Origin of the sequence: Paraburkholderia sp. SIMBA_053 (assembly GCF_046534895.1) — a bacterium.
GTDB classification, from domain to species: domain Bacteria; phylum Pseudomonadota; class Gammaproteobacteria; order Burkholderiales; family Burkholderiaceae; genus Paraburkholderia; species Paraburkholderia caledonica.
Genome location: NZ_JAWRXU010001411.1, coordinates 1 through 246 on the forward strand (window position 1 = coordinate 1; position 246 = coordinate 246).

At 51.2% G+C, this 246-nt stretch carries 1 protein-coding gene; it reads left to right on the top strand.

Annotated elements, in window-relative coordinates:
* On the top strand, positions 1-246 hold a 246-nt coding region (locus tag SB753_RS40245; protein WP_410805572.1), incomplete at both ends, for a flagellar biosynthetic protein FliR.

Below are 246 nucleotides of genomic sequence, written 5' to 3' on the forward strand. Positions count from 1 at the left end.
CCAAGGGTGGCTGGTGGCTTTTTTTTGGCCCTTTGTACGTATCACGGCCTTTATGACAGCAACACCTTTATGGGGCCACTCCAGCATCCCTAATCAAGCAAAAGTGGCTCTGGCTGCTGTCATTGCTATCGTGATCGCGCCGGTTCTCCCTCCTATGCCCAATGTGCCGCTGATGTCATGGGCAGGGCTTGGCATTATTATTGAGCAAATGCTGATAGGCATCGCGATTGGATTAGTGATGCACAT